This is a genomic window from Microbacterium sp. BH-3-3-3 (assembly GCF_007679045.1).
Taxonomy (GTDB): Bacteria; Actinomycetota; Actinomycetes; order Actinomycetales; family Microbacteriaceae; genus Microbacterium; species Microbacterium algihabitans.
This window is the reverse complement of the sequence record NZ_VEFS01000003.1, coordinates 209,833-231,685: the sequence shown is the minus strand read 5'-3', so window position 1 is coordinate 231,685 and position 21,853 is coordinate 209,833. Positions and strand designations below refer to the sequence as shown.

The window sequence follows — 21,853 nt, the reverse complement described above, 5'->3', positions numbered from 1 at the left end:
GCTGAGCCTGTCGAAGCCACCGGACCCACGAGACCTCAGCGAGCTCCCGGTCCCTTCGACAGGCTCAGGGACCTGGGTTGCGCTCAGGGGCCCTGCTCAGCGCACCTGGCGCACGCCGAACTGCAGGCGCGGGTGGGCGTAGGCCTCCTGCGACTCGATGAGACGCAGTTCGCGCGACCCCGACTCGTAGGTGTTCGACAGCAGGTCGAACACGCTCGAGGCCGTGCGGGCGAGTGCGTCGGCGGCGTCGCCGGTGCGGCGGTAGTGCGCGGTGAACAGGGCCGCGGTGACGTCTCCCGAGCCGTTCGCCTTCATCGGAATCAGCGGGGTCTGCACGATCCAGGCCCCGGCGTCGTCGACGACCATCATCTCGATCGTGTCGGGCTCGCGGTCGGGGCGCTCGACGCTCGTGACGAGCACCGTGCGCGGGCCGCGGGCGCGCAGCATGTCGGCCGACTCGAGGGTCGAGTCGATGCTTCCGGGCTCGGTGTCGGTGAGGAAGCCGAGCTCGAACTGGTTCGGGGTCAGGATGTCGGCGACCGGGACGACGCGCTCGCGCAGCAGCACCGGGATCGCAGGCGCCACGAAGCATCCCGATTTGGCGTTGCCCATGACCGGGTCGCAGGCGTACACGGCATCCGGATTCGCCTTCTTCACCCGCGCGACGGCGTCGATGATGACGTCGGCGATGCCCTCGCCGCCCTGGTAGCCCGAGAGGACCACGTCGATCTCGGGGAAAACGCCGCGCTCTTCGATGCCCTGGATCACGGCCGCGACGTCGTCGGGCGCGATGAGCGGCCCGCGCCATGCTCCGTAGCCGGTGTGGTTCGAGAAGTTCACCGTGTACACCGGCAGCACCTCGACGCCGATGCGCTGCAGGGGGAAGACGGCGGCGGAGTTTCCGACGTGCCCGTACGCGACGGCGGACTGGATCGAGAGGACCTTCATGTCTCGATCCTCCCACTTCGTCCCGATCCGCGGAGCACGCCCGCGGCGGCGGCCAGGTCATCCGCGAGGGTCGTGGCCGAGGCCTCGTCGAGGTCGTGCACGGTGAGGCGCAGGAACGAGCCGTGGTCGCCGTCGCCGAGGAAGAAGGGGTCGCCCTCGCGCACCAGCCATCCGCGTCTCATGAGGTCTTCGCGCACTCCCGCCGCGGGCACCGGCAGCGGCACCCAGAGGTTGAGGCCGTCGCCCGGGCTGACCGGCAACCCGCGTGCGGTGAGCTGCGCGCAGAACGCGGCGTTGCGCGCGGCGTAGTGCACGGCCGCGCTCTCGATGCCCTCGCGGACCGCGTGATCGGTCACGAGGGCGAGGGTGAGGCGCTGGAGGATGTGGCTGACCCACGTGGTTCCGGGCGTCAGGCGCTGCCCGAGACCGTCGGCGGTGTCGGGATCGGATGCCGTGACGGCGAGGCACGTGTCGGGTCCGAGGAACTTCGACATCGAGCGGATGCGCGCCCAGCGACGCTGCGAGGCGCCGATGACCGAGTGCAGGGGAGCGCGGGACAGCAGCGAGAAGTGATCGTCTTCGATGACGAGAACGTACGGGTGCTCCGCGAGCACGGCGCGCAAGGCCGTCGCGCGATCCGCCGTGAGACTCGCGCCGGTCGGATTGTGGGCGCGGGGCGTGCAGATGACGGCGCGGACGCCGGCCTCGAGCGCGGCGCGGAGTCCGTCGACCGTCATGCCCTCGGCATCCACCGGCACGGGCACCGCCCGATACCCCCCGGTGCGCACCGTGTGCAGGGCGGAGAGGAAGCACGGGTCTTCCAAGGCCACCGCGTCGTCGCGCTGCAGCGCTTGGGCGAGGAGGCGTTCGATGGCGTCGCTCGCGCCGCTCGTGACGGTCAGACGCAGGTCGTCGTGGGGGAGTCCGTCCGCCATCCAGTCGCGCGCCCATTCCTCCAGGCCCGGGTCGATCACCGGCTCGCCGTACAGCACGGGGCGCGCCGACCGGGCGAGGGCCGCGGTCGGATCGGGGATGAGCGCCGGGTCGGGGTTGCCCGACCCCACGTCGCGCAGCACGGTGTCGGGCGCGTAGCCCTCCTGGGCGACGGCGGCGCGATCGGCGACGCGTGTGCCGCCGCGACCGCGCGCTTCGACGAGGCCCGCCTGCGCGAGCTGCCGGTACGCCGCGACGACGGTGTTGCGGTTGACGCCGAGGTCGGCCGCGACGGCGCGCACCGACGGCAGCAGGGTCCCCGGGGTCAGCTCTGCGCGTTCGATGCGCGTGCGCAGATCGGCGGCGATCTCGGATGCCGATCGGCCGGTGATGTCGATGCTCATGAGCCCCCCTGAGTCCCGAACAGCCTATGTCCTGAGCCATGCTACGGTTTGGCCTAAGCCAAAGAATCGCGCCCCGAAGCGCGGAACCACGCGCCGCATCGGCGCGGAACGGAGTGGACATGACCGACACCGGAACCTCCCGCGTCAAGCGCGGTCTCGCCGAGATGCTCAAGGGCGGCGTGATCATGGACGTCGTCACCGCCGAGCAGGCGCGCATCGCCGAAGACGCCGGCGCCGTCGCCGTCATGGCGCTCGAGCGCGTGCCCGCCGACATCCGCGCCCAGGGCGGCGTCGCGCGCATGAGCGACCCCGACCTCATCGACGACATCATCGCCACGGTGTCGATCCCCGTCATGGCGAAGGCCCGCATCGGTCACTTCGTCGAGGCGCAGATCCTGCAGGAGCTCGGCGTCGACTACATCGACGAGTCCGAGGTGCTCTCGCCCGCCGACTACGTCAACCACATCGACAAGTGGAACTTCACCGTCCCCTTCGTCTGCGGGGCGACCAACCTCGGCGAGGCCCTGCGCCGCATCACCGAGGGCGCGGCGATGATCCGCTCCAAGGGTGAGGCCGGCACGGGCGATGTCTCGGAGGCGACCAAGCACATCCGCACGATCCGCGGCGAGATCAACGCCCTGCGCGCCAAGACGAAGGACGAGCTCTACGTCGCGGCCAAGGAGCTGCAGGCGCCCTACGACCTCGTCGCCGAGATCGCCGAGACCGGCGAGCTGCCCGTCGTCCTCTTCACCGCCGGGGGAGTGGCCACCCCGGCCGACGCCGCGATGATGATGCAGCTCGGCGCCGACGGCGTGTTCGTCGGCTCCGGCATCTTCAAGTCGGGCAACCCCGCCCAGCGCGCAGCGGCCATCGTGAAGGCGACGACCTTCCACGACGACCCCAAGATCGTGGCCGAGGCGTCGCGCGGACTCGGCGAGGCGATGGTGGGCATCAACGTCGCCGACCTCCCCGCCCCGCACCGCCTGGCCGAGCGTGGCTGGTAACACCCCGCGCGTCGGAGTGCTCGCGCTGCAAGGCGACGTGCGCGAGCACCTCGCCGTGCTGCGCGGGCTCGGCGCCGACGCGCAGCCCGTGCGTCGACCCGAGGAGCTCGCCGCCGTGGAGGGCCTCGTGCTCCCCGGCGGCGAGTCGAGCGTGATCGACAAGCTCGCGCGCGCCTTCGGCCTGTTCGACCCGATCCGCGCCGCGATCGCCGACGGCATGCCGATGTACGGCACCTGCGCGGGGCTCATCCTGCTCGCCGACCGCATCGACGGGGCGATCACCGGCCAGCAGACGTTCGGCGGCATCGACGCGCGCGTGGCGCGCAACGTCTTCGGCAGCCAGACCGCGTCGTTCGAGACCGAGCTCGAGGTGCCCGTCCTGGGCCATCCACCGGTGCACGCGGTCTTCATCCGCGCGCCCGCGGTGGTGGAGTGGGGTCCGGATGCCGCGCCCCTGGCGACCCTCGCCGACGGACGCGTCGTCGCGATCGAGCAGGGCGCCCTGTTGGGGACCGCGTTTCACCCCGAATCGACGGGGGAGACGCGTTTCCACCGCCGCTTCCTCGATCACGTCGCGGCCAGACGCGGCATCCACGCCCCCGCGCTCTAGACTGGAAGCTATGTCCGGACACTCCAAATGGGCCACGACCAAGCACAAGAAGGCGGTCATCGACTCCCGTCGCGCCAAGTCGTGGGCCAAGCTCATCAAGAACATCGAGGTCGCGGCGAAGCTCGGTGGAGCCGACCTCCAGGGCAACCCCACCCTCTTCGACGCCGTGCTCAAGGCCAAGAAGACCTCGGTCCCCAAAGACAACATCGACCGCGCGATCAAGCGAGGTGCGGGCATCGGCGGCGAGGCTGTTGAATACGCCTCTATCATGTACGAGGGCTACGGCCCGAACGGCGTCGCGTTCCTCATCGAATGTCTGACCGACAACAAGAACCGCGCCGCGGCCGAGGTGCGCACCGCCCTCAGCCGTAACGGCGGAACACTCGCCGACCCGGGCAGCGTCGCCTACAACTTCAGCCGCAAGGGCGTCATCGTGGTTCCCTCCGAGGGCACCACCGAAGACGACGTCATGCTCGCGGTCCTCGAGGCCGGCGCCGAAGAGGTCGAGCCGCACGGCGAGGGCTTCGGCGTCATCACCGAGGCGAGCGACCTCGTGTCGGTGCGTTCTGCTCTGCAGGACGCCGGCATCGAGTACGACTCCGCCGACGTCGAGTTCGTGCCCTCGCTCAAGGTCGAGGTCGACGCCGACACGGCCCGCAAGGTGTTCCGCCTCATCGACGCGCTCGAAGACAGTGACGACGTGCAGAACGTCTACACCAACTTCGACATGACGCCCGAGGTGCAGGCCGAGCTCGAGAACGACGAGTAAGGGCGCGCCCTGAGCTCGACCACGACCCCTGCGCCTACCGTGGGGGTCGTGGCATCTTCCCTGCGCGTCCTCGGCATCGACCCCGGCCTCACGCGCTGCGGCATCGGCATCGTCGACGTCGCTCCCAACCGCACGGCCACCCTCGTGCACGTCGGGGTGGCGCGTTCGGCACCGACCGATCCGATCGAGAAACGTCTCGCGGCCATCGCCGCCGGCATCCGCGAAGTTCTTCTCGCCCACCAGCCGCACGTCGTCGCCGTCGAGCGCGTGTTCGCACAGAACAACCGCCATTCGGTGATGGGCACGGCCCAGGCCAGCGGCATCGCGCTGCTGCTCGCCGCCGAGCACGGTCTCACCGCCGCCACGCACACGCCCAGCGAGGTCAAGGCCGCGATCACCGGCTACGGCTCGGCCGACAAGCTGCAGGTGCAGACGATGGTCGCGCGCGTGCTGCGCCTCGACTCTCTTCCCCAGCCGGCGGATGCCGCGGACGCGCTGGCCATCGCGCTCTGCCACGCGTGGCGCGGGGGAGCAGCCGCAGCTCCCGGCGGCGCGGAGCTCACCCCCGCGCAGCGCGCCTGGCGCGACGCCGAGAAGCGACGGACACCGCCGACGCGTGTCGCTCGAACACATGTACGAACCGATGCGTAGGCTCGGAGCATGATCTCTTCGCTGCACGGGACGGCGGCCCACGTCGCCGACGACTCGCTCGTGATCGTGGTGGGCGGCGTCGGTTTCTCCGTCGCCGTCACCTCGCAACTCGCCCGCACCGTCCACGTCGGCGATGACGTGCACCTGCACACGAACCTCATCGTGCGCGAAGACGCCCTGTCGCTCTACGGCTTCGACACCCGCGAAGAGCTGACCGTGTTCACGCAGCTGATCAGCGTGACCGGCGTCGGACCGAAGTCGGCCCTCGGCGTGCTGTCGTCGCTCACCGTTCCGCAGATCGCCCAGGCCGTCGCCGACGACGACGACGCCCCCTTCCGCCGCGTGTCGGGCATCGGCCCCAAGACCGCGAAGCTCATCGTCGTGCAGCTCGCGGGCAAGCTCGCCGTGATTCCCGCCACCGCCCCCGCGGCCGTGTCGGCGCACGGACAGGTGCCCCTGCAGGTGACGCAGGCGCTCATCGGCCTCGGGTGGACCGAACGCACGGCGGCCGAGGCCGTGGCATCCGTCGCCGAGAACGCCTCCGACGCCGACCGCGCGTCGGTGCAGGCGCTGCTGCGACTGACGCTCGCGCTGCTCGGCCCCGCCCGCAAGGAGAGCGTGAGTGGCTGACGTCCGCGACGCCGGCACCCCCGACGACGAGGTCGAGCTCGCGATCGAGGGGGCGCTGCGCCCCACCTCGCTCGCCGAGTTCGTCGGCCAGCAGAAGGTGCGCGGTCAGTTGCAACTGCTGCTCGACGCCGCACGCATCCAGCAGCGCTCGCCCGACCACATCCTGCTGTCGGGCCCTCCCGGGCTCGGCAAGACCACGCTCGCCATGATCGTCGCGCACGAGAGCGGCCGCCCCCTTCGCCTGTCGAGCGGACCGGCGATCCAGCACGCGGGCGACCTCGCGGCCCTGCTGTCCTCCCTCACGCCGGGTGAAGTGCTCTTCATCGACGAGATCCACCGCATGGCGCGCTCGGCCGAAGAGATGCTGTACCTCGCGATGGAGGACTTCCGCATCGACATCATGGTCGGCAAGGGTGCGGGTGCCACCAGCATCCCCCTCGACCTCGCCCCCTTCACCCTCGTCGGCGCCACCACCCGATCGGGCCTGCTGCCGAACCCGCTGCGCGACCGCTTCGGCTTCACCGCCCACCTCGAGTACTACGAGCCCGAAGAGCTCGAGCAGGTCGTCACGCGTTCGGCGTCGATGCTCGACGTCGGGCTGCCGGGCACCGCGCGCTCCGAGATCGCGCGCCGCTCGCGCGGCACCCCCCGCATCGCGAACCGCCTGCTGCGCCGCGTGCGCGACTACCTCGTGGTGCACGGGCCGTCCGCGGGCGCCGAACACGGCGACGCCGACGTGCGCACGGTCGGTGCCGCCCTCGACCTCTACGACGTCGACTCCATCGGCCTCGACCGCCTCGACCGCGCCGTGCTCGACGCGCTCGTGCGGCGCTTCCGCGGGGGACCGGTCGGACTCAGCACGCTCGCGGTCGCCGTCGGCGAAGAGCCCGAGACGATCGAGTCCGTCGTCGAGCCCTACCTCGTGCGCATCGGATTCATGGGCCGCACCCCCCGCGGCCGCGTCGCCACCCCAGAGGCGTACGACCACCTGGGCGCCCCTCACCCCGACGGCCTGCTCCGGTTCAGCCAGGGGTCATGACCTATACTCGGCGGGGGATTCCCCGACCCCCGCTCTACCCCCCGCTAGGCAGTGCCGCACGGCGCGCCTGACTTTGAAAGGTGCACCGCCTCGATGGATATCGCCCGGTTCTTCTCCGATTACGGCCTCATCATCCTGCTCATCGGCCTGCTGGTCTTCATGTTCTGGAGCTCGCGCCGCCGCATGCAGAAGCAGAAGGCCGAGCAGGAGAAGAAGGCCCGCGAGACCGTCGCCGGCGCCGAGGTCCTGCTGCAGGGCGGCCTGTACGGCACCATCGTCGAGTACGACGGTGAAGACCTCGACAAGCCCGCGCTGGTCGAGATCGCGCCCGGCGTGGTCATCAAGGTGCACAGCCAGGCCGTGCTCCGCATCGTCGACGCCGCCCAGGGCGCCGTCACCGAAGACGAGTTCATCGAGGCCGAGGAGTCCGAGGCCGAATACATCGCGGGCGTCGCCGACCACGACATCACCTCGATCAGCGACGACCAGCGCGCCGCCCGTCAGCACACCGAGGCCGAGCAGACCGACAAGGACCGCCCGCAGGCCTGACCTCCGCTCTTCCGCCGTACTCGCCCGCCGCACAGAAAGCCGACTCCGTGGCGCCCTCGACTCCTGTCCGTCATGCCTGGCGCGTGTTGACCGGACTGCTCGCCATCACCGGCGTGCTGTTCGGCATCAACGCGCTCGGCGTGTACACCTTCAACGCCAGTTCCTGGTCTCCCGAGCTCGCGCTCGACCTCCAGGGCGGCACGCAGATCATCCTGCAGGCCCAGACCACCGACGGCGCCGCGCCCGACAGCGATCAGCTGCAGCAGGCCGTGTCGATCATCCGCCAGCGCGTCGACGCCTCGGGCGTCGGCGAGGCCGACGTGGCCACCGAGGGCGGACAGAACATCGTCGTGCAGATCCCCGGCCAGGCCGACGAGGCCACCCGCCAGCGGATCCAGAGCGCCGCGCAGCTTCAGCTGCGTCCCGTGCTGTTCACGGGCTCGCCGGCCACGACGTTCGTCGGCGCCGACGGCAACTCCACGCCGTACCCGACGCCCGACCCGAGCCTGCCGGCCACGCCCACCGCGTCGCCGACCGACGCGAGCGACCCGGCGTACATCACCCCGGCTCTGCAGGCGCAGTTCCTCTCGTACGACTGCGCGAACCCGCCGAGCAACCCCGCGCAGGCCCCGGCAGACCAGCCGATGATCACGTGCGGGCTCCAGGACGGCACGAAGTACATCCTCGGACCCGTCGAGCTCGACGGAAACGACATCGTCGACGCCACGAACGGCCAGGAACAGAACACCGGCCGCTGGGCCGTCAACCTCGTCTTCAACGACCAGGGCACCCAGAAGTTCGGCGAGATCAGCCAGCGCCTTTACGGCAAGCAGGCACCCTTCAACCAGTTCGCGTTCGTGCTCGACGGTCAGGTGCTGTCGGCTCCCTCGATGAACGGCATCATCCTCGACGGCCGCCCCAGCATCACGGGCAGCTTCACGCAGGAGTCGTCGAAGGCCCTCGCCGACCAGCTGAAGTACGGCGCCCTGCCGCTGAGCTTCACCGTCGTCAGCAGTGACACCGTGTCGGCGACACTCGGTTCGCAGCAGCTGCAGGTCGGTCTGATCGCCGGCCTCATCGGCCTCGGCCTCGTCGCGATCTATTCGCTGATCGTCTACCGGGCCCTGGGCACGGTGATCATCGCGTCTCTCGCCGTGATGGCGGTGTTGACCTACGCCGCGATCTGCATCCTCGCGTGGCGCGCCGGCTTCCGCCTGTCGCTCGCCGGTGTCGCGGGTCTGATCGTCACGATCGGCTTCACCGCCGACTCGTTCATCGTGTACTTCGAACGCATCCGCGACGAGTTGCGCGACGGCAAGTCGATCACCGCGGCCGTCGAAGACGGATGGGGTCGCGCCAAGCGCACGATCTACATCTCGAAGTCGATCAACATCCTCGCCGCCGTCGTGCTGTACATCCTCGCGGATGCCACGGTGAAGGGCTTCGCGTTCACCCTGGGCCTGACCACGGCGATCGACATCCTGATCTTCATCCTGTTCACCCACCCGGTCATGCAGCTGCTGGCGCGAACGCGCTTCTTCGGCTCGGGCCACCCGCTCTCGGGGATGGACCCCAACGCGCTCGGGGCCGTCTACCGCGGTCGTGCGGAGTTCCGCGCCCCGGTCGTCGACAGCGGTCGCTCCAAGCGCTCGCGGGGCGAGGCCGCACGTCGGCAGACGATCGCCGAACGCAAGCAGGCCGAGCTCGCTGCCGCGTCCCGCGGCGATAGCCGCTCCACGAAGGAGGGAGACGACTGATGCGCTCCATGTCTCAGCTCGGAAACGACCTCTACTCCGGGAAGACCTCGTTCCCGTTCGTGCAGCGTCGTCGCCTGTGGTTCATCATCGCGGCGGTGCTCGTCATCGGCGCGGCGCTCGTGCCCTTCATCCGCCCCGTGCAGTTCTCGATCGAGTTCACGGGTGGGTCGCAGTTCACCGTGTCGAACCCCGCGAGCTTCGACCAGTCGCTCGCGACGAACGCGGTGACCTCGGTCGTGCCGGGCGCGCAGACGCGCGTCACCACGATCAGCGACCAGGCCGTCCGCGTGCAGACCGACCAGCTCGGCAGCGACCAGACGCAGGCCGTCTCGGCCGCGCTCGCGAGCGCGTACGACGTGCCCTCCGCCGAGGTGACCGACTCGTTCATCGGTCCCACCTGGGGCGCCGACGTCACGCGTCAGTCGCTGTGGGGTCTGGCGATCTTCCTCGCGCTGACCTTCCTCATCCTCGCGCTGTACTTCCGCACGTGGAAGATGTCGGTCGCCGCGATCATCGGCCTGGTCGACGTGCTCGTCATCACCATCGGCGTGTACGCGGTGTTCGGGTTCGAGATCTCGCCCGCGGCGGTGATCGGCTTCCTCACGATCCTCTCCTACGCCCTCTACGACACCACCGTCGTCTTCGACAAGGTGCGCGAGAACACGAGGGAAGACGGCGAGATCTCCGGCCGCACCTTCGCGGAGTCGGTCAACCTCGCCGCCAACCAGACGCTGATCCGCTCGATCAACACGACGGTCGTGGCCGTGCTCCCGGTCGGTGCGATCCTCTTCATCGGTGTTCCGCTCGGTGCCCGCACGCTGAGCGACATCTCACTGTCGATTTTCGTCGGCACGATCGTCGCGGCCTACTCGACCCTGTTCGTCGCCGTGCCGATGTACGCGCTGCTGCGCGAGTCGGAGAAGCCCATCGCCCAGCGCGACGCCCGCGTCGTCGCCGCGCGCGAGAAGGCGGGCGTCCCGGCCTGAGGCCGGGGCCCCGCCGCTCTCCGGGGCATCGCGCGGGGCGTAGACTTGATCGACTGGCCGTGAGGAAGGGGTGGCGATGACCGAGACCGCATCCTCCGCGCCGCCGCCGTCCTCGCTGCGACGCCTCGTGCCGCGCATCTTCTCGCGAGCCGCCCGTCGCGACGACGTCGACAAGCTGCTGCGAACGGTGCGCACGCATCACCCCAAGGGTGATCTCGCGATCATCGAGCGTGCCTACGCCGTCGCCGACAAGGCGCACGACGGACAGAAGCGTCAGAGCGGCGAGCCGTACATCACGCACCCGCTCGCCGTCGCGCAGATCCTCGCCGAGCTGGGGTTGGGACCGAAGGCCATCGCCGCGGCCCTCCTGCACGACACGGTCGAAGACACCGACTACCCGCTCGACGAGCTGGCCGCCGACTTCGGCGACGAGGTGGCGATGCTCGTCGACGGCGTCACCAAGCTCGACAAGGTCAAATACGGCGACAGCGCGCAGGCCGAGACCGTCCGCAAGATGATCGTGGCGATGTCGAAAGACATCCGCGTGCTGCTGATCAAGCTCGCCGACCGCCTGCACAACGCGCGCACCTGGGGCTTCGTGCCGCCCCACAAGGCGGCCAAGAAGGCCACTGAGACGCTCGAGATCTACGCCCCGCTGGCTCACCGCCTCGGCATCCAGGCGATCAAGAGCGAGCTCGAAGACCTCTCGTTCGCGGTCATGCACCCCAAGCTCTACGCCGAGATCGAGAGCCTCGTCAAACAGCGCACCCCGCAGCGCGAGCAGTACGTGCAGAACGTGATCGACGCCGTCGACGCCGACCTGCGCGAGCTCCGCGTGCGCGGGCGCGTCATGGGTCGACCGAAGCAGCTGTACTCGGTGTACCAGAAGATGGTCGTGCGGGGCCGCGAGTTCGATGACATCTACGACCTCATTGGCATCCGCATCCTCGTCGGGACCGTGCGGGACTGCTACGCGGTGCTCGGCGCAATCCACGCGCGGTGGACACCGCTGCCCGGGCGGTTCAAGGACTACATCGCCACGCCCAAGTTCAACCTGTACCAGTCGCTGCACACGACGGTGATCGGCCCGGGCGGACGCACGGTCGAGATCCAGATCCGCACGAACGAGATGCACCAGCAGGCCGAGTTCGGCGTGGCCGCGCACTGGAAGTACAAAGAGCGTATGGCCGGCGGCAAGACCGACGCGAAGGCCGTCGACGCTGACATGGCGTGGATCGCGCACATCTCCGACTGGCAGGCCGAGACCGCCGACCCGGGGGAGTTCCTCGACTCGCTGCGCTTCGAGATCGGCGCCAAAGAGGTCTACGTCTTCACGCCGAAGGGGCGCGTCGTGGGTCTTCCCACCGGCGCCACCCCCGTCGACTTCGCCTACGCCGTGCACACCGAGATCGGCCACCGCACGATGGGCGCCAAGGTCAACGGTCGCCTCGTGCCGCTGGAGTCGACTCTGCAGAGCGGCGACGTCGTCGAGGTCTTCACCTCGAAGAACCCCGATGCCGGCCCCAGCCAGGACTGGCTCGGCTTCGTCAAGAGCACCCGCGCGCGCAACAAGATCCGCGGGTGGTTCACCAAGGAGCGTCGCGAAGAGGCCATCGAGCAGGGCAAGGACTCCATCGCGCGCGCGATGCGCCGGCAGAACCTGCCGCTGCAGCGCCTGATGAACCAGGACTCGTTCACCGAGGTGGCGCGGCAGTTCCACTACGAAGACGTCTCCGCCCTGTACGCCGCGGTCGGAGAAGGCCACGTCTCGACCCAGTCGGTCATCGAGAAGGTCACCGCGCTCGTCAGCGCCGAAGAGACCAACACCGGTCCCATCGACATCCCCGTCGGGCGCAGCCGCGCCCCGCGCGGCGGAGACTCCGGCGTCCTCGTGCGCGGAGCCCCCGACATCCTCGTCAAGCTCGCCAAGTGCTGCACGCCCGTGCCCGGCGACGAGATCGTCGGCTTCGTCACGCGCGGCAGCGGAGTCTCGGTGCACCGCGGCGACTGCACCAACGTGCGCTCGCTCAAGGAAGAACCCGACCGTCTCATCGAGGTCGAGTGGGCGCCGACGACCAAGAGCGTGTTCCTCGTGCAGATCCAAGTCGAGGCCCTCGACCGCTCGGGTCTGCTGAGCGACGTCACGCGCGTGCTCAGCGAGCATCACGTCAACATCCTCTCGGCGACCGTATCGACCACCAACGACCGCCTCGCCCTGAGCAAGTTCGTGTTCGAGATGGGCGACACCGTGCACCTCGACCGGGTGCTCAACGCCGTGCGCCGCATCGACGCCGTCTACGACGTGTACCGCGTCACCTCGTCGTAAGGCCGGCGTCTCACGACCGAGGCCGCGTGCCGGTCTGCCCGTGCGCCGTCTCGCTCGATTCAATCGTGGATCGTCACGGCGGCCGGGGGATCCGACGCGTCAGCTCGTGGCCTGCGACTCGGACCAACCCGCCGCCGTCTGCGCGAGCACGTCGGCGGCGCGACGGGCGAAAGGGAATCGCGGATGCCGCGCGAGCCACTCGACCGCGTCATCCCGAGCTCCGGGATCATCGGCGGCCCACATGCGAGCGGCATGACGCTCGGTCTCGTCGTCGCTGCGCGCGAGGTCGACGAGGGTGCGTACGGGTGCGGTGACCGACACCCCCGCCACCTGCCGCACGTCGGCGGCCGCAAGGCGCACCTCGTGAGACACGACGCGCGCGTCGTGCGGCGCGCGGGCGCGGGTGGCCGCGACGCGCTGCACGTGGTGTCGATACGGTTCGGTCAGCACCCCGCCGTGGATCCACGCCGCGCTCAGGCGGATCGCCGCCCACCGCTCACCCACGAGCGGGGCGATGCTGCGCGCGCGCATCCACGGCGTCTCGACGGCATCGGCGGGGATGTAGCCCGCCCCGAGCGGGACCAGGATGCCGTCGAGGCACGCAGCGGTGAGCTCGGCGATCGACAGACGCTCACCGGGGAAGAACAGGAAGGGCGACACCATTCCGCCAGTGTGGCGGGAACGGTGTCGCCCCGTGACGGAAGTCCGTCAGCCTGTGGATAACCCGGTGGGTCGGCCTGTTCAGCCGCCGAGAGCGCGCAGCCAGGTGCGGCGCGCCTCGAGGGCCTCCTGCGTCTGGGCCACGGCGCGCTTGTCGCCCTTGGCCTCGGCGGCGGCGAGCTCGGCCTCGAGCTTGTCGATGGCGTCGGTGAGCTGACGCGTCATGTCGTTGGCGCGCGCCTTCTGCTCGGGATCGTTGCGCTTCCAGTCGGCGTCTTCGCGGGTGCGCACGCTCTGCTCGATGTTGCGGAGCTCGTCGTCGAGGGCGCGCTCCTTGTCGCGGGGGAAGATGCGACCGATCTCGTCCCACTGACGCTGGATCGCGGTGAGCTTCTGGCGCGCCGTGGCGATGTTCTTCTCATCGACGATCGGAGCGGCCTCCTGCAGCAGCACGCGCTTCTGCTCGATCTTCTCCTTCGACGCCTCGGCGTCGGCCGACTCGCGCTCGATGCGCGCGCCGTAGAGCGCGTCGCCGGCGGCCTTGAAGCGCGCCCACAGGGCGTCGTCGACCTTGCGGCCGGCGCGGCCGGTGGCCTTCCACGCGTCGAGCAGATCGCGGTACGCGCCGATGCCGTCTTCGCCACGGGGGGCGAGTGCCTCGGCACGCTCCACCAGGCGGGTCTTCGCCTCGCGCGCGGCCTTGTGGGTCTCGTCGAGCGACGAGAAGAACTCGCGGCGGTGGCGGTCGACCGTGGCGCGGGCGTCGCGGAAGCGGCGCCATAGCTGCTGGGCGGTCGACTTCGACAGGCGCGGACCGTTCTGCTGGTGGGCCTGCCACCGGTCGAACAACGCGGTCATGTCGGCCGTCATCTGCTTCCACTGCACCGTCTGCGGGTCGCGAGCGGCCAGGGCCTCGGCCTCTTCGACGATCGCGGTGCGCTCGCGCACGGCCTCTTCGGTGGCCTGCTTGGCGGCGACGGCCTCGGTCTCACTCGCCTCGGCGAGTTCGGAGGTGAGGGCGTCGACGCGGGTGATCAGAGCCGAGAGGTCGCCGACCGCTGCGGCACCGTCGAGCTTGCCGTGCAGCGCCTTGGCCGCGGCGCGCAGGTCGGACGCCGAGGCGCCACCGCGACGGTGACGGGTCTCGAGCAGCGTGACCTCGCCGGCGAGGTCGGCGAACTTGCGTTGGAAGTAGGCGAGGGCCTCGGCGGGGGTGCCGTCGGGGTACTGCCCGACGACGCGCCACTCGTCGCCCTCGCGGACCGACACGGTGCCTTCGTCATCGACGCGGCCCCAGGGCTCGGTCGACGAGGTGGAGGCCTTCTTGCCGGGCGGGGGACCGGGCACGCGCGCACCGGGGCGGGGGCCGGGGGCCGCCGGGGCGGCGGGGGCCTCATCGTTCGCGGACGCGTCCTCGGCAGGGGCGTCTTCGGCGGGAGCCTCAGCGGCGGCAGCGTCCTCAGCGGGGGCGTCCTCGACGGCGTCCGCGGCGGGAGCCTCGTCCGCAGGAGCACCCTCGGCGGGCGCGTCCTCCGCAGAGGCATCCTCGACGGAGGCCTCGTCAGCGGCGGGGGCGTCAGCCGCGGCCGCGTCTTCGACGGGGGATTCCTCGGCGGGAGCGTCCGACGTCTCATCGGCGGAGACCGGGGCCGTCAGGTCGTCGGAGGCCGCGGCATCCGGAGCCTCGACGGCCTCGGCCGTCTCGGCGCTGTCGGCCTGGGTGGTGTCGACCTCGACGTCGTTCGCGGCGTCGCGCGGGTCGGAGGACTCGGGGGTGGGGACGGAAGTCACGGGTAGCACCTCATCGCGGCAGAACCGCCTGGGGGAGAAGGACCCTCCGAGCCTAGTACGCGCGGCCCCCGCGAGACAGGATCAGGGCGTCGGCGTCGCCGCGGGAGCAGGCGCGGAGGGGGAGGTGTCGGGCGTCGACGCGGGCGTGGCGGGCGTCGACGGCGAGGGCGCGGGAGCACCGGGCCCGGCCACGAAGTACGCGGTCTGCACGCCGATGGCTCCGGCGATCACGACGAGACCGACCACGACGGCGAGTAGGTTGTCGCGCCGACGGCGTCGTCCCTGTCGCTCGTGCAGCTCGAGCCGCGCCTGGTAGGTGCGGGCGCGCTCGCGCTGCTCCCGCGTCTGCCGGTCTTTTCCGCGCGTCGCCACCATCGACTCCTCTCGCCCGTCACGGGCCCTTCGATCCTACAAAGCGGCGCCCGCGCGACATTCCCGCCCGCGCCCGTCGCGGTCCGCCCGCCCGGGCTCGATGTCGGAGGCCGCGGTTAGCCTGGAGGGGTGACCCCTTCCTCCGCCCTCTTTCAGGGCCAGACGCCGCTCGCCGTGCGCATGCGGCCGACCAGCCTCGACGAGGTCGCCGGCCAAGGGCACTTGCTGCGACCGGGATCGCCGTTGGTCACACTCGCGACGACCGACTCCTCGTCATCCGCGTCGGCGGCCTCGGTCATCCTCTGGGGCCCGCCCGGCACCGGCAAGACGACGCTCGCCCAGGCCATCGCCCGATCGTCGGGGCGACGCTTCGTGGAGTTGTCGGCGATCACCGCGGGCGTCAAAGACGTGCGCGAGGTCATGCAAGAAGCCCTCACCCAGCGCGATCTGTACGGGCAGTCGACGATCCTGTTCCTCGACGAGATCCACCGCTTCACCAAGGCCCAGCAAGACGCGCTGCTGCCCGGCGTCGAGAACGGCTGGGTCGTGCTCATCGCCGCGACCACCGAGAACCCGTCGTTCTCGGTGATCTCGCCCCTGCTCTCGCGCTCGCTCCTGCTGACCCTGCGTCCCCTCGGCGACGACGACCTCGGAGCCCTGGTGGATCGCGCGGTGGCCGACCCCCGCGGCCTCGCCGGACGCGTGGTGCTCGACGACGACGCCCGGGCGGCCCTGGTGCGCCTGGCCTCCGGCGACGCCCGACGCGCCCTCACCGCCCTCGAGGCGGCGGCCTCTGTCGCGGGCGACGATGCGGGGGCGACCGCACCGGCCGTCCGCGACGCCGAGGACGAAGACGACTCCGACGACGACGACGATCCCGGTCCGTTCACCGGCGGGGGAGACGAGCTCCCCGTCATCACCGCCGACCACATCGCCCAGGCCGTCGACCGCGCCCTGCTCCGCTACGACCGCCAGGGCGACGAGCACTACGACGTCATCAGCGCCTTCATCAAGTCGGTGCGGGGGTCGGATCCGGATGCCGCGATCCACTACCTCGCGCGCATGATCGAGGCGGGCGAGGACCCCCGCTTCATCGCGCGGCGCCTGGTCATCTCGGCCGCGGAAGACATCGGCATGGCCGACCCGCAGGCCCTGCAGATCGCGGTCGCCGCGGCCGACGCGGTCGCGTTCATCGGCATGCCTGAGGGACGCATCCCCCTTGCCGAGGCGACCGTGTACCTCGCCACGACCGCCAAGTCGAACGCCGCCTACAACGCCATCAACGCCGCGATCGCCGACGTGCGCGCGGGCGGGTTCGGACGCGTGCCGATGCACCTACGCGACGCCCATTATCCCGGCGCCAAGCGACTCGGGCACGGCAAGGGCTACAAGTACGCGCACGACAGCGACATCGGCATCGTCACGCAGCAGTACCTGCCCGACGAGCTCGTCGGCAAGCGGTACTACGAACCCACCAGTCACGGTGCCGAACGCGACGTGTCGGCGCGTCTCGAGAAGATCCGCCGCATCCTCGAGGGGCGCTGACGCGGCATCAGGCATGCTCCCGGCGCGCTCTGATAGCATGAACCGGCTCGAAACAGGGTTTTCGGGCATCCCCTCCTTCCTGTGATCACCTTCCGGTGCGCCCCGGCGTGCGCTTCGGATCGGGCGGAAGGGGGCGATACGCCCGTGAGCCGTGAAAGGCGCGGCCACGTCATCGGAAGGAGAACTTCGTGACCACGAAGTCTCAGGACCGCCGCAAGGTGCGTCTGTCGCGCGCCCTCGGCGTCGCACTCACCCCCAAGGCCGCCCGCTACCTCGAGAAGCGTCCCTACGCTCCCGGTGAGCACGGCCGCACCAAGCGCAAGGCCGACAGCGACTACGCCGTCCGTCTCCGTGAGAAGCAGCGTCTGCGCGAGCAGTACGGCATCCGCGAGAAGCAGCTTCGCATCGCGTTCAACGAGGCCCGCCGCACCGACGGCCTGACCGGTGAGAACCTGGTCGAGCTGCTCGAGATGCGTCTGGACGCCCTCGTCGTGCGTTCGGGCTTCGCCCGCACCACCGCGCAGGCTCGCCAGCTCGTCGTGCACCGCCACATCATGGTCGACGGCCAGCTCGTGGACCGCCCGTCGTTCCGCGTCAAGCCGGGACAGCTGATCCACGTCAAGACCAAGAGCGAGGGCCTCGAGCCCTTCCAGGTCGCCGCCGCCGGTGGGCACGCCGAAGTGCTGCCCCCCGTTCCGGGCTATCTCGAGGTCGACCTCTCCACGCTGCAGGCGAAGCTTCTGCGCCGCCCCAAGCGCGCCGAGGTTCCCGTGACGTGTGAAGTTCAGCTCGTCGTCGAGTACTACGCCGCCCGCTGATCTCAGCGAGCAGAGAAGGGCGTCGGGTTCTCCCGGCGCCCTTCGTCGTTCCCGGGTCGCGCTGTCACGCCGCCCTTCGTCCTTTCGGGGTCGCGCTCCCGCGTGGCCCTTCGTCGTTCCCGGGTCGCACTCCCGCGCGGCCGTTCGTCGTTCTCAGCCCGAGCACCGGCCTCCCCGGACACGACGCAGGAGATCCGCCGTCAACGGTCGGCAATCCGGGGGCAACGGGCGGATCCGCGTCCGATCTCCTGCGTTGTGTCCGCCCGGACTTCCTGCCGGCGCCGGGCACCCGTCGCGGGCGAGAGGGACGCAACGCAGCAGTCTCGGCGCCGCAGCCCTACGCACGCAGGGCCGCGAGCCACCGATGAGGCAGAACTCCTGCGTCGTGTCAGGACACGCGGCCGCTCCGACACGGCAGCGCTCCGCGACGCGACGGCGGCGGGAAGCGCCCGCAGGCGGCTGGGGACGGGCCGACTCCACGGCATCCCGTCGGTGGACGCGCGCGCCGCGGGGGCCGTCGCTTACGATGAGGGATGCCGCGATCGCGGCGTCGTATCGAGGAAGAAGTGGTGATCGTGAAAAGCCTCGTCTGGTTCGCGTTGGGTATCGCCGGTGGTTTCGTCGCCGCCCACCTGGTCAACAAGGACCCGCGCGGGCAGGAGGTGCTCGCCCAGCTCGACTCGCGCATCGGCGAGTTCACCGACCGTATGAGCGACGCCTACCACCAGCAGGAGACCCGACTCTCCGAGATCATCGACGACGCCAAGGGCGTCGCCGCCGCCGCTGTCGACAAGACCGCGGATGCCGTGGGCGACGCCGCCGCTACGGCCACGAAGGCCGTTTCCTCCTCCGACTGACCTCCCTGCGGCATCCGTCCCCGAACACCGGGGCGAATCCGCACGCGCACGGAAAGACCCGCCATGAAAACCGCCGAGATCGCCCAGCGCTTCCTCGACTTCTTCGAGAAGAAGAACCACACGATCGTCCCCTCGGCCTCGCTCGTCACCGACGACCCGGCCCTGCTGTTCACCGTGGCGGGCATGGTGCCCTTCATCCCGTACCTCAGCGGTGTCGTGCCGCCGCCGTACCCCCGCGCGGCCGACGTGCAGAAGTGCATTCGCACCAACGACATCGAAGAGGTCGGCAAGACCCCGCGTCACGGCACCTTCTTCCAGATGCTCGGCAACTGGTCGTTCGGCGACTACTTCAAGGAAGACGCGATCCGCTTCGCGTGGGAGCTGCTCACCGCGCCCGAGTCGGAGGGCGGACTCGCCTTCGACCCGAAGGATCTGTGGGTCACCGTCTACGAAGAGGACGACGAGGCCCGCGACCTCTGGCTGAAGCTCAGCACCCTGCCCGACGAGCGCATCCAGCGCCTCGGCAAGGACACGAACTACTGGTCGACCGGCCTGCCGGGCCCCGCCGGCCCCTGCTCGGAGATCTTCTTCGACCGCGGTCCCGCATACGGCATCGACGGCGGTCCCGCGACCGATGACGACCGCTACGTCGAGATCTGGAACCTCGTGTTCATGCAGTACGAGATCACCAACGTGCGCACGAAGTACGACTTCGACATCGTCGGCGAGCTGCCCGCGAAGAACATCGACACCGGCATGGGCCTCGAGCGCATCGCGTTCATCAAGCAGGGCGTCGACAACATGTACGAGACCGACCAGGTGCGCCCCGTGCTCGACCTGGCCGCGAAGCTCGCGGGCAAGTCGTACGGCCAGGAATCGCACGAAGACGACGTGCGCCTGCGCATCGTCGCCGACCACGTGCGCTCCTCGCTCATGCTGCTCGCCGACGGCGTGACCCCCTCGAACGAAGGACGCGGCTACATCCTGCGCCGCATCATGCGCCGCGCGATCCGCTCGATGCGCCTGCTGGGCGTCGAGGGTGCGACCTTCCCCGAACTGTTCGCCGCCTCGCGCGACGCGATGAAGGAGTCGTACCCCGAGGTCGAGGCCGACTACGCGCGCCTCTCGGCCTACGCGATCGCCGAGGAGCAGACGTTCCTGCGCACGCTCGCGGCCGGGTCGGCGATCCTCGACCAGTCGGTCGTCGAGGCCAAGAACGGCGGCGGCATTACCCTGTCGGGCTCCGAGGCGTTCCTCCTGCACGACACCTACGGCTTCCCGATCGACCTGACGCTCGAGATCGCCGAAGAGGCGGGCTTGTCGGTCGACCGTGCCGCGTTCGACACGCTCATGCTCGAGCAGCGCACGCGCGCCAAGGCCGATGCCCGCGCCCGCAAGGGAGCGATCGCCGACCAGAGCGCATACCGCGAGTTCCGCGCGCTGGGCGAGACCGTGTTCACCGGCTACACCGAGATGCAGACCGAGTCGAAGATCCTCGGCATCCTCGTGCAGGGCCAGGGCACCGACCGCGCGTCGGAGGGCCAGATCGCCGAGGTCATCCTCGCCGAGACCGCCCTGTACGCCGAGTCGGGCGGCCAGGTCGCCGACAAGGGCGTCATCGTCGGCCCGGGCTACGAGCTCGAGGTGCTCGACGTGCAGCGCCCCGTTCCGGGCCTGGTCAGCCACACCGTCGAGGTCACCACCGGCGAGGTGTCAGTCGGCGCCCCCGCGACGACCGTGGTCGACGCGCTCAACCGCCACGCGGCTCAGCAGGCGCACACCGCGACGCACCTCGTGCACGCGGCCATCCGCGACACGCTCGGCAAGAGCGCGACGCAGACCGGTTCGCTCAACCGCGCCGGTTACATGCGCTTCGACTTCAGCTGGGGCTCGGCGCTGTCGCCCGAGACCCGCACCGAGATCGAGGACATCGCTAACAACGCCGTCCGCGACAACCTCGAGGTCACCACCCGCGTGATGTCGCTCGACGAGGCGAAGGCCGCCGGCGCCATGGCGCTGTTCGGCGAGAAGTACGGCGACACCGTGCGCATGGTCGACATCGGCGGCCCCTGGTCGCGTGAGCTGTGCGGTGGCACCCACGTCGCCCGCAGCGCTGAAATCGGCCTGGTCAACCTCGTCGGCGAGCAGTCGGTCGGCGCCTCCAACCGCCGAGTCGAAGCCCTCGTCGGTCTCGACGCCTTCCGAGACCTCGCCGCCGAGCGCGCGATCGTCTCGCAGCTCAGCTCGAGCCTGAAGACGCCGCGCGAGCAGCTGCCCGCGCGCATCGCCGAGCTCGCCGCCAACCTCAAGGCCGCCGAGAAGAAGATCGCGACCTTCGAGGCGCAGGCCCTGACCGGTCGCCTGCCGCAGCTGGTCGAGTCGGCCGTCGCGGTCGGAACGGTGCGCGTCGTCGCACAGAGCCTGGGGGAGGGCGCGTCGGCCGACGACGTGCGCTCGCTCGCGCTGCAGGTGCGCGACCGCCTGGGCACCGACCCGGCCGTGGTGGCGCTCGCGACCGTCGCGGGTGGGCGTGCCACCGTCGTCGTCGTCACCAACGACGCGGCGCGCGAGCGCGGTCTCGCCGCGGGCGCCCTGGCCAAGAACGCCGCCGGTGTGCTCGGCGGCGGAGGCGGCGGACGCCCCGATGTCGCGCAGGGCGGTGGAACGGATGCCGCGGCCCTCCCGCAGGCGCTCGACGGCATCGTCGCCGACGTGCGGGCGACCACCGCGTGACGGAGTTCCGCCGCGGTATCCGCCTCGGCATCGATGTGGGGCGCGCCCGCGTGGGCGTGGCGCGCTCCGACCCCGACGGCGTGCTCGCCGTTCCGGTCGAGACGGTCCAACGCAAGAAGGAGCCGGTGCGACGCATCGTCGCCCTCGCCGCCGAGTACGAGGCGTTCGAGGTGCTCGTCGGTCTGCCGCTGAACCTGCGCGGCGACGACACGCCCTCGACCACCGACGCGCGGGCGTTCGCCCAAGCCCTCGCCGACGCCCTGCCGATGCCGGTGCGCTTGGTCGACGAGCGTCTGAGCACGGTGTCGGCGCACGGCGTCTTGCGGGAAGCAGGACGTTCCCAGCGCGATTCTCGTAGCATTGTGGATCAAGTCGCCGCTGTGGTCCTGCTGCAGCAGGCGCTCGACGTGGAGCGACAGTCCGGCGAGCCGGCCGGACCCGCCGTCACACCGGGACAGGAGCCCGCCTGAC

Annotated in this window: 20 protein-coding genes; 15 read left to right on the top strand and 5 right to left on the bottom strand. The window is 70.4% G+C overall.

From position 1 onward, the window contains the following. Positions 1-96: 96 nt before the first annotated feature. Both pdxY and FS769_RS11420 read right to left on the bottom strand, forming a co-directional pair. Complete coding sequence (pdxY, locus tag FS769_RS11425) at positions 97-948, bottom strand: pyridoxal kinase PdxY (RefSeq protein ID WP_144833516.1); 852 nt, start codon at positions 946-948, stop codon at positions 97-99. Further along, the gene (locus FS769_RS11420) at positions 945-2,285 is read right to left on the bottom strand and encodes an aminotransferase class I/II-fold pyridoxal phosphate-dependent enzyme (RefSeq protein ID WP_144833514.1); all 1,341 of its coding nucleotides are present in this window, start codon (positions 2,283-2,285) and stop codon (positions 945-947) included. The genes pdxY and FS769_RS11420 overlap by 4 nt, the downstream gene beginning before the upstream one ends. A gap of 119 nt (positions 2,286-2,404) precedes the next feature. Here FS769_RS11420 and pdxS point away from each other — a divergent pair, with 119 nt between their 5' ends. From pdxS to FS769_RS11370, 10 genes are all read left to right on the top strand, one after another. Next, positions 2,405-3,289: a pyridoxal 5'-phosphate synthase lyase subunit PdxS gene (gene pdxS, locus FS769_RS11415; protein WP_186325525.1), complete on the top strand. Its 885-nt coding sequence runs from the start codon at positions 2,405-2,407 to the stop codon at positions 3,287-3,289. Beyond that, on the top strand, positions 3,279-3,899 hold the full coding sequence (gene pdxT / locus FS769_RS11410) for a pyridoxal 5'-phosphate synthase glutaminase subunit PdxT (RefSeq protein WP_144833510.1): 621 nt from the start codon (positions 3,279-3,281) through the stop codon (positions 3,897-3,899). The genes pdxS and pdxT overlap by 11 nt, the downstream gene beginning before the upstream one ends. Before the next feature lie 10 nt (positions 3,900-3,909). Next, positions 3,910-4,668, top strand: coding sequence for a YebC/PmpR family DNA-binding transcriptional regulator (locus FS769_RS11405; RefSeq protein WP_144833508.1), 759 nt, complete (start codon positions 3,910-3,912; stop codon positions 4,666-4,668). A gap of 48 nt (positions 4,669-4,716) precedes the next feature. Beyond that, positions 4,717-5,319: a crossover junction endodeoxyribonuclease RuvC gene (gene ruvC / locus FS769_RS11400; protein WP_144833506.1), complete on the top strand. Its 603-nt coding sequence runs from the start codon at positions 4,717-4,719 to the stop codon at positions 5,317-5,319. A 9-nt stretch (positions 5,320-5,328) separates the two neighbouring features. Further along, complete coding sequence (gene ruvA / locus FS769_RS11395; RefSeq protein WP_144833504.1) at positions 5,329-5,949, top strand: Holliday junction branch migration protein RuvA; 621 nt, start codon at positions 5,329-5,331, stop codon at positions 5,947-5,949. After that, entirely contained in the window at positions 5,942-6,988 is a 1,047-nt protein-coding gene (gene ruvB, locus FS769_RS11390) for a Holliday junction branch migration DNA helicase RuvB (protein ID WP_144833502.1), read from the top strand. The genes ruvA and ruvB overlap by 8 nt, the downstream gene beginning before the upstream one ends. A gap of 93 nt (positions 6,989-7,081) precedes the next feature. After that, complete coding sequence (gene yajC / locus FS769_RS11385) at positions 7,082-7,537, top strand: preprotein translocase subunit YajC (protein ID WP_144833501.1); 456 nt, start codon at positions 7,082-7,084, stop codon at positions 7,535-7,537. A gap of 47 nt (positions 7,538-7,584) precedes the next feature. Then, positions 7,585-9,294 carry a protein translocase subunit SecD gene (gene secD / locus FS769_RS11380; protein WP_144833499.1) on the top strand — a complete coding sequence of 570 codons (1,710 nt, stop codon included), beginning with the start codon at positions 7,585-7,587 and terminating at the stop codon, positions 9,292-9,294. Further along, positions 9,294-10,280: a protein translocase subunit SecF gene (gene secF, locus FS769_RS11375; RefSeq protein WP_144833497.1), complete on the top strand. Its 987-nt coding sequence runs from the start codon at positions 9,294-9,296 to the stop codon at positions 10,278-10,280. The genes secD and secF overlap by 1 nt, the downstream gene beginning before the upstream one ends. Positions 10,281-10,356: 76 nt before the next feature. After that, positions 10,357-12,606, top strand: a complete 2,250-nt coding sequence (locus FS769_RS11370) for a bifunctional (p)ppGpp synthetase/guanosine-3',5'-bis(diphosphate) 3'-pyrophosphohydrolase (RefSeq protein WP_144833495.1) — start codon at positions 10,357-10,359, stop codon at positions 12,604-12,606. Between the two features lie 99 nt (positions 12,607-12,705). Here the strand turns inward: FS769_RS11370 and FS769_RS11365 are convergent, their stop codons facing one another. From FS769_RS11365 to FS769_RS11355, 3 genes are all read right to left on the bottom strand, one after another. Continuing rightward, positions 12,706-13,269: a hypothetical protein gene (locus FS769_RS11365; RefSeq protein WP_144833493.1), complete on the bottom strand. Its 564-nt coding sequence runs from the start codon at positions 13,267-13,269 to the stop codon at positions 12,706-12,708. A gap of 78 nt (positions 13,270-13,347) precedes the next feature. Next, positions 13,348-15,057, bottom strand: coding sequence for a DUF349 domain-containing protein (locus FS769_RS11360; protein WP_144833492.1), 1,710 nt, complete (start codon positions 15,055-15,057; stop codon positions 13,348-13,350). A gap of 81 nt (positions 15,058-15,138) precedes the next feature. Next, positions 15,139-15,432: a dioxygenase gene (locus tag FS769_RS11355; protein WP_262346221.1), complete on the bottom strand. Its 294-nt coding sequence runs from the start codon at positions 15,430-15,432 to the stop codon at positions 15,139-15,141. 126 nt (positions 15,433-15,558) lie between these two features. On the opposite strand from FS769_RS11355, the gene FS769_RS11350 reads away from it, so the two are divergent. The 5 genes from FS769_RS11350 to ruvX all read left to right on the top strand — a co-directional run bounded on the left by FS769_RS11350 (position 15,559) and on the right by ruvX (position 21,852). Continuing rightward, positions 15,559-16,974, top strand: a complete 1,416-nt coding sequence (locus FS769_RS11350) for a replication-associated recombination protein A (RefSeq protein WP_144833488.1) — start codon at positions 15,559-15,561, stop codon at positions 16,972-16,974. Positions 16,975-17,162: 188 nt separating this feature from the next. Further along, positions 17,163-17,792, top strand: coding sequence for a 30S ribosomal protein S4 (rpsD, locus tag FS769_RS11345; protein ID WP_144833486.1), 630 nt, complete (start codon positions 17,163-17,165; stop codon positions 17,790-17,792). Between the two features lie 569 nt (positions 17,793-18,361). After that, positions 18,362-18,649 carry an ATPase gene (locus FS769_RS11340; protein ID WP_230704630.1) on the top strand — a complete coding sequence of 96 codons (288 nt, stop codon included), beginning with the start codon at positions 18,362-18,364 and terminating at the stop codon, positions 18,647-18,649. 63 nt (positions 18,650-18,712) lie between these two features. Continuing rightward, entirely contained in the window at positions 18,713-21,382 is a 2,670-nt protein-coding gene (alaS, locus tag FS769_RS11335; protein WP_144833484.1) for an alanine--tRNA ligase, read from the top strand. Further along, positions 21,379-21,852 (top strand): Holliday junction resolvase RuvX, encoded by a 474-nt coding sequence (gene ruvX / locus FS769_RS11330; RefSeq protein ID WP_144833482.1) that lies wholly within the window; start codon positions 21,379-21,381, stop codon positions 21,850-21,852. Before alaS ends, ruvX begins: the two co-directional genes overlap by 4 nt. Position 21,853 lies beyond the last annotated feature (1 nt).

Excerpts from the sequence above, each read along its gene's own strand:
- pdxY (WP_144833516.1), bottom strand. The coding sequence starts at position 948 with ATGAAGGTCCTCTCGATCCAGTCCGCCGTCGCGTACGGGCACGTCGGA.
- FS769_RS11420 (WP_144833514.1), bottom strand. The coding sequence starts at position 2,285 with ATGAGCATCGACATCACCGGCCGATCGGCATCCGAGATCGCCGCCGAT.
- pdxS (WP_186325525.1), top strand. The coding sequence starts at position 2,405 with ATGACCGACACCGGAACCTCCCGCGTCAAGCGCGGTCTCGCCGAGATG.
- FS769_RS11405 (WP_144833508.1), top strand. The coding sequence starts at position 3,910 with ATGTCCGGACACTCCAAATGGGCCACGACCAAGCACAAGAAGGCGGTC.
- ruvA (WP_144833504.1), top strand. The coding sequence starts at position 5,329 with ATGATCTCTTCGCTGCACGGGACGGCGGCCCACGTCGCCGACGACTCG.
- yajC (WP_144833501.1), top strand. The coding sequence starts at position 7,082 with ATGGATATCGCCCGGTTCTTCTCCGATTACGGCCTCATCATCCTGCTC.
- secF (WP_144833497.1), top strand. The coding sequence starts at position 9,294 with ATGCGCTCCATGTCTCAGCTCGGAAACGACCTCTACTCCGGGAAGACC.
- FS769_RS11370 (WP_144833495.1), top strand. The coding sequence starts at position 10,357 with ATGACCGAGACCGCATCCTCCGCGCCGCCGCCGTCCTCGCTGCGACGC.
- FS769_RS11365 (WP_144833493.1), bottom strand. The coding sequence starts at position 13,269 with ATGGTGTCGCCCTTCCTGTTCTTCCCCGGTGAGCGTCTGTCGATCGCC.
- FS769_RS11355 (WP_262346221.1), bottom strand. The coding sequence starts at position 15,432 with ATGGTGGCGACGCGCGGAAAAGACCGGCAGACGCGGGAGCAGCGCGAG.
- alaS (WP_144833484.1), top strand. The coding sequence starts at position 18,713 with ATGAAAACCGCCGAGATCGCCCAGCGCTTCCTCGACTTCTTCGAGAAG.